Annotated in this window: 7 protein-coding genes; 5 read left to right on the top strand and 2 right to left on the bottom strand. The window is 63.6% G+C overall.

Annotated elements, in window-relative coordinates:
• Positions 1 to 355: 355 nt before the first annotated feature.
• The gene (locus WAO18_RS07625; RefSeq protein ID WP_422205207.1) at positions 356 to 1849 is read left to right on the top strand and encodes an arylsulfatase; all 1494 of its coding nucleotides are present in this window, start codon (positions 356 to 358) and stop codon (positions 1847 to 1849) included.
• A gap of 9 nt (positions 1850 to 1858) precedes the next feature.
• Positions 1859 to 2830 carry an HAD family hydrolase gene (locus tag WAO18_RS07620; protein WP_422205205.1) on the top strand — a complete coding sequence of 324 codons (972 nt, stop codon included), beginning with the start codon at positions 1859 to 1861 and terminating at the stop codon, positions 2828 to 2830.
• Between the two features lie 147 nt (positions 2831 to 2977).
• On the opposite strand, the gene WAO18_RS07615 is transcribed toward WAO18_RS07620, so the two are convergent.
• Positions 2978 to 3562 (bottom strand): TetR/AcrR family transcriptional regulator, encoded by a 585-nt coding sequence (locus WAO18_RS07615; RefSeq protein WP_422205204.1) that lies wholly within the window; start codon positions 3560 to 3562, stop codon positions 2978 to 2980.
• Between the two features lie 203 nt (positions 3563 to 3765).
• Between WAO18_RS07615 and WAO18_RS07610 the strand changes: the two genes are divergently transcribed.
• Genes WAO18_RS07610 through WAO18_RS07600 form a run of 3 tightly spaced genes read left to right on the top strand, consistent with a single transcriptional unit; the run spans position 3766 to position 5803 of the window.
• Entirely contained in the window at positions 3766 to 4599 is an 834-nt protein-coding gene (locus WAO18_RS07610; RefSeq protein ID WP_422205202.1) for an alpha/beta fold hydrolase, read from the top strand.
• Positions 4600 to 4652: 53 nt separating this feature from the next.
• A complete protein-coding gene (locus WAO18_RS07605; protein WP_422205200.1) occupies positions 4653 to 5516 on the top strand; it encodes an alpha/beta fold hydrolase in 864 nt (287 codons plus the stop codon).
• 56 nt (positions 5517 to 5572) lie between these two features.
• Positions 5573 to 5803 (top strand): SDR family NAD(P)-dependent oxidoreductase, encoded by a 231-nt coding sequence (locus WAO18_RS07600; RefSeq protein ID WP_422205198.1) that lies wholly within the window; start codon positions 5573 to 5575, stop codon positions 5801 to 5803.
• Positions 5804 to 5947: 144 nt separating this feature from the next.
• Here WAO18_RS07600 and WAO18_RS07595 read toward each other — a convergent pair.
• A partial coding sequence (locus WAO18_RS07595) for a hypothetical protein (RefSeq protein ID WP_422205196.1) occupies positions 5948 to 6164 on the bottom strand: 217 nt, incomplete at its 5' end.

Raw genomic sequence — 6164 nt, 5'->3', positions numbered from 1 at the left:
GAGCGGACCGAGGACGAAACCGCAGGTAACGAGAGGTGCTGAGCCGGAACAGTAGAGCATCGGTTTCGATTCCCGGCAGCTCCACTGGAGGAGACAAGCTGGTCAGGGCCAACAATCCTGGCCAGTTTTCTTTTCCATCCACATCTAATGAACAAAGTTGCTCGAGCTCGCGGTAACCCTGCTGGCACCCAAGACGATGTTGGCGGACCGGGCGGCCGGTTCCCCATCGGCGAACCGAAGGCCCGTGGTGGTGACGGAAACGGGGTTTAGGATTCCCTGTGGGGTGCCTGGTACGCGCCAGTGTCAGCTGGCCGTAGTGCTCGGCTTCGGGGCTTCGACCGCGAAAGGCCGACCAGTGAGCGATAAGCCGAATGTCCTGATCATCTGGGGCGACGACATCGGGCAGAGCAACCTGAGCTGCTACAGCAATGGGTTGATGGGATACCGGACTCCCAACATCGACCGCGTCGCCGCCGAAGGGGTGCTGTTCACCGACTACTACGCCGAGCAGAGCTGCACCGCCGGACGGGCGGCGTTCATCACCGGTCAGAACCCGTACCGCACTGGCTTGACCAAGGTGGGTCTGCCCGGGGCGGAGCTGGGCCTGCAGGCGCAGGACCCGACGATCGCGACGGCGCTCAAGGCGCAGGGCTATGCCACCGGCCAGTTCGGCAAGAATCACCTCGGCGACCGCGACGAGCATCTGCCCACCATGCATGGCTTCGACGAGTTCTTCGGCAACCTGTATCACCTCAACGCTGAGGAAGAACCCGAATTACCGGACTACCCGAAGGATCCGGAGTTCCGCAAGAAATTCGGGCCCCGCGGTGTGCTGCACACTTGGGCCAACGGTGACGGCACCCAGCGCATCGAGGACACCGGCCCGCTCACCAAGAAACGCATGGAAACCTGTGACGGCGAATTCCTTGACGCCGCAGTCGATTTCATCAAGCGCCAGCACGAGACCGATACTCCGTTCTTTGTGTGGTTCAACACCACCCACATGCATTTCCGCACCCACACCGACCCCGGAAGTGTGGGCCGTGCCGGGCGCTGGCAGTCGCGCTATCACGACACCATGTTGGATCACGACGACGCGGTCGGCGGCATGCTTGATCTGCTCGACGAGCTGAGCATCGCCGAGAACACGATCGTCATGTACTCCACCGACAACGGTCCGCACATGAACAGCTGGCCCGACGCCGGCATGACCCCGTTCCGCAACGAGAAGAACTCCAACTGGGAGGGCGCCTACCGTGTCCCGGCGCTGGTGCGCTGGCCGGGGCACATCCCCGCCGGGTCGGTGTTGAACGGCATTGTCAGCCATGCCGATTGGTTCGTCACGCTGTTGTCGGCGGCGGGTGTCCCCGACATCGCCGATCGTCTGCGCGCGGGCATCGACCTGAATGGCACGACCTACAAGGTGCACCTCGACGGCCACGACCAGTTGGCGTACTTCACCGGCCAGACTGACGAGAGCCCACGCAAGCACTTCTTCTATGTCTCCGACGACGGCGACCTCACCGCAATGCGTTTCGACAACTGGAAGTTCGTCTTCCTCGAGCAGCGCTGCACAGGCACCCTGGCGATCTGGGCGGAGCCGTACGTGGAACTGCGCGTGCCCAAGCTGTTCAACCTGCGGACCGACCCCTACGAGCGGGCCGACATCACGTCGAACACCTACTACGACTGGATGTTGGACCACATTTTCCTGTTCGTTCCGGCGCAGGCGTATGTCGCGAAGATGCTGGAGACGTTGGTCGAGTTCCCGCAGCGGCAGAAATCTGCGAGTTTCAACATGCAGCAGGTGATGGCCAAGTTGCAGGACGCCACTACTCGCAGCAGCTGAGCGACTGCGATGGATCGCGACGACCCGCTCCCGTCCTGGCGCCCGGGCGGCACCCGGGACGCGCTGGAGGCGTTCTTGGCTGCGGCCGAGGAGGTGCCGGTCGCCGACCGGGTCGCTTGCTTCGACAACGACGGCACGCTGTGGTGCGAGCGGCCGAGCTATGTACAGCTCGACTTCTTCCTCGACGCGCTGCGCAGACACGTGGCCGAGGATCCGTCGATCGGAGAGCGTGACGAGTTCGCCGCCGTGCTCAGCGGTGATCGGGCAGCGGTCGCGGGGATCGGGCTGGAACGCATCGCGCTCGCGCTCGCCGGTCTGTTCGAGGGCATGACGCCAGAGGAATTCGCCACCGAGGCAAGGGAATTCATGAGCCGGTCGGCGCACCCCACGCTAGCCCGGCCGACACGCACGCTGACGTATCAGCCGATGCGGGAACTCATCGCCGAGCTACGGCGCCGCGACTTCACGGTCGGGATCGTCACCGGCGGCGGAACCGAGTTCGTGCGGGCGATCAGCGACGACCTCTACGGTGTGCCGGCCGAGTTGGTGGTAGGCACCCTCATTGGCTATGACGTCAGCCGCGACGGCGAAGGCCCACCGGTCATCCGCCGCACCAGCGGCCTGCTCGGCGTCGCGAACGAAGGGAGTGCCAAGGTGGCCAACATCCAGACCCAGGTGGGCCGCCGGCCGATCCTGGCCGCCGGCAACTCTGGGGGTGACCGAGAGATGCTGGAATGGGCACAGGCCACCGGCTCTCCCAGCCTTGCGCTGCTGATTAACCACGACGACGCCAAGCGCGAATTTCACTACACCAGCACGGCACAGACGCTCACCGAGACCGAGCCGATCACCGACTTCGGGGCACGCCTGGGATGGACCATCGTGAGCATGGCCCGAGACTGGGACGTCGTATTTCCGCCGGCCTCGGATTTCCAGGGCGTCAAGCCCAGCGCGCGAGGCGAAGTTACCGGCGGCAATTGACCGGATGTCCGCGGCGTAGATAACCGGATCTAGCCGCGGATCGTGCGACGTTGCCTTCGCGCGCGGCGAGGATCTGGGTGGCGCACGTCGCTACAGATGGTGTTGATGCCATCAAAATACTGATCTAAAGAGTTAGCCCTGCGAACGTCACTGCCAGTCGTCGAGTATGTGCAGTGCATTTCGGACGCCGGTGGATAGCACCTGTTCGGAGAACACCGGATCGGTGACAGCGCGGGCGAGTTGTAGGGACGAAACCAGGGTGGTGAAGAGGCCCAATGCGGTTTGGACTTGGTTCGTGCCGGATCGCCCGGGTGGGAGGTGCGCGGCGATCTCCTGGACGATTGATTGCGCCCCATTGGAATACGCGTCCCGGACGGCGGCATCGCAGCGGCCGATCTCAGCCAGCAACGCGGCGGTAGGGCAGCCGTCGGCGCGGTCGTCTCGGTGGGCCATAGACAGGTAATCGCGTATGAAATCTTCCAATGCTTCTCGGCTGGCCGGTATCGCGCCGATACTTAGGCGCTGCCGTTCGAGTTGATCCCGGATGACATGCGCGACGAGATCGCTCTTGGAATCGAAGTGCGCGTAGAACGCGCCATTGGTGAGGTCGGCATCGGACATCACTGTGGCGATACCCGACCCGTCGATGCCGTCCTGCTTTAGTCGCCGGCCGGCTGCTTCGATGATGCGCCCACGGGTTTCGGCCTTGTGCTCCGCGCCGTATCTGGCCACGCCGCTCACCTCCGCCTGTTCCTAGGACACGCAACCTTGACAAATGATATTACATCCATAATAGTATGATCATAATATCAAAATCGAAGCCGAGTGGCCGGTATGAACGCGCTGTACGAACCGCTCCAGCTGCCCAGTAAAACGGCGATGCCCAACCAGACGCGATGAACTGCGCACCACTTACCAACACGGAAGGGCTGACAATGCTCACCTGGAAAGACATCCCGACCAAGACGATCGACGTTCAGGGGGTGCCGTTCGCCTATCGGGAACTCGGCGCCGATGGCGAGGTGCCCGTCGTCTTCCTGCACCACCTGACGGCAGTGCTCGACGACTGGGATCCCCGGGTCATTGACGGCATCGCGGCTCACCACCGTGTCATCGCATTCGACAACCGTGGTGTCGGCGCGTCCGGGTCCGCCGTCCCGGACACCATCGAGCGGATGGCTGCCGACGCGATCGCCTTCATCCGCGCCCTCGGACTTGAAAAGGTGGACCTGATCGGATTCTCGCTCGGGGGTGGCGTCGCCCAACTGGTCGCGCTTCAAGCCCCCGACCTAGTCCGACGCATGATTCTCGCGGGCACCGGACCTCGCGGTGGCGGCGGGATCGCCGAGATGCGCAAGATCGTCGCCGTTGCCTATGCCAAGGCCTTCCTGTCCCGCAAAGACCCGCGCGAGTTCCTGTTCTTCCCCCGCACGACGGATGGGAAGCGAGCCGCATCCGCATACCTGACCCGGCTCCAACAGCGAACCTTCGATCGGGACAAGAAGATCTCGATGCAGGCGCGACTGGCCCAGCTGAAGGCGATCGTCAACGGCGGCAAGGCTGCACCGGACGATCTATCGCGAATTACCGTGCCCGTCCTGGTCGCTAATGGCGACAACGACCTGACGGTCGCCAGCAGCCTGTCGGCGGACATGGCGCGCCGACTCCCCGACGCGGAACTGAAGATTTATCCAAATTCTGGACACGGCGGGATATTTCAGCACCATTCCGCCTTCGTGTCGGACGCACTCCGGTTCCTCGCCGACTGAGCAAGCCAAAGCCACATCCGCCTACACACCGATCTCGCAGAAACGAGCACCTGATGAGCAGCACCAGAAACGATTCGGCCATCACGTCCTATGCGAAGGCACCGTCACGCACGGTGACTTCCGGCAGCACCACCTACGCCTACCGTGAACTCGGCCCAAAGGGCGGCATCCCGGTGGTGTTCTTCGTCCACCTCGGGGCAACGCTGGACAATTGGGATCCGCGAATCGTCGACCGGATCGCCAAGACCCGCCACGTCGTCGCCTTCGACAACAAGGGCGTGGGCGCGTCGACGGGCAAGGTGCCCAGCACCATCGAAGAGGCCGCGGACGACGCCTACACCTTCATCAAGGCGCTGGGGTTCGACAAGATCGACGTGTTCTCGTTCTCGATGGGCGGCATGATCGCCCAGGATCTGGTGCTCAAGCAGCCCGACTTAGTGCGCAAACTCGTTCTGACGGGTACCGGGCCCCGTGGCGGCAAGGACATGGACAAGGTCGCCGGTGTTACCTACTGGGACATGCTGCGGGCCACGTTGACCCGCTCGGACCCAAAAGAGTTCCTGTTCTTCAACCGCGATGCCGCGGGCAAGCGTGCCGGCAAGGAATTCGTGAATCGGCTCAAGGAACGCACCACCGATCGCGACAAGGACATCAAGATCAGCGCCTTCCAGACCCAACTGAAGGCGATCAAAGCCTACGGTCGGTCGAGGCCGTCCGATCTGTCGAAGATCACCCAGCCCACCTTGATCGCCAACGGCGACCACGACCGTATGGTGCCCTCGACGCTGTCCGACGACCTGCATCGGCGCATCGCGGGATCCAAGCTGATCATCTATCCCAATTCCGGGCACGGTGGCATCTTCCAGTACCACGAACAATTCGCACCCATCGCTGCAGAGTTCCTCGCCGAGCGATAGCCGCCGCGGGCGCACAGTGTTTGCGTTGTCCGATAGCGGATCAGAAGGGGTTGCAGATGGGTCGCACGAAGCGCACGCGAACGTACTCACTGGCCGGCAAGGTGGTCTTCCTCACCGGAGCCGGCGGAGGACTCGGTACCGCGACCGCCGCCACACTGACTCAACGGGGCGCGCGGGTTGTCCTCGCCGACATTGACCTCTGCGCCGCGCAGCGGACAGCCCAGGCGCTCCCTCGGGGGCGAGCGCTCCCCGTCGGGTGCGACGTGACGGCGCCGTTCGACCCGTGAGTCGCTAAGGCTGGCGGGTGCCCTCATGGTTGTGTTCGCGGTCTGGCTCGGTGTGTCAGCGGGATGCAACCAGGTGGAGGCTCTTCACGATCGTCCGGACCGGGCGCCTTGGCTGGTCTACTTATTCTGATGTGAATTCGACGCTCACGTCCGGCGGAGCGGCCGATCCAGCGGCACCCGCTGTCCGCCTCGCCACTGAACGACGCGAATCTGATGGCCGGTTTGCACACCGGTGACCGGGTCGACATGGAACCGACCGAACAAGGTGGTGGTGTCGAGTCGTTGTGACGCGGCCCGCACCGGTAACGATTCAACAGTTCCGGCCTCCTGCACGCAGCGCTGCCAAAGGACACCCGCGGCG

It is taken from the genome of Mycobacterium sp., assembly GCF_049278535.1.
Taxonomy (GTDB): domain Bacteria; phylum Actinomycetota; class Actinomycetes; order Mycobacteriales; family Mycobacteriaceae; genus Mycobacterium.
Note: the sequence above shows the minus strand (reverse complement) of the source record. Positions and strands in the feature narration are given on the sequence as shown.

Excerpts from the sequence above, each read along its gene's own strand:
- WAO18_RS07600 (WP_422205198.1), top strand. The coding sequence starts at position 5,573 with ATGGGTCGCACGAAGCGCACGCGAACGTACTCACTGGCCGGCAAGGTG.
- WAO18_RS07620 (WP_422205205.1), top strand. The coding sequence starts at position 1,859 with ATGGATCGCGACGACCCGCTCCCGTCCTGGCGCCCGGGCGGCACCCGG.
- WAO18_RS07610 (WP_422205202.1), top strand. The coding sequence starts at position 3,766 with ATGCTCACCTGGAAAGACATCCCGACCAAGACGATCGACGTTCAGGGG.
- WAO18_RS07605 (WP_422205200.1), top strand. The coding sequence starts at position 4,653 with ATGAGCAGCACCAGAAACGATTCGGCCATCACGTCCTATGCGAAGGCA.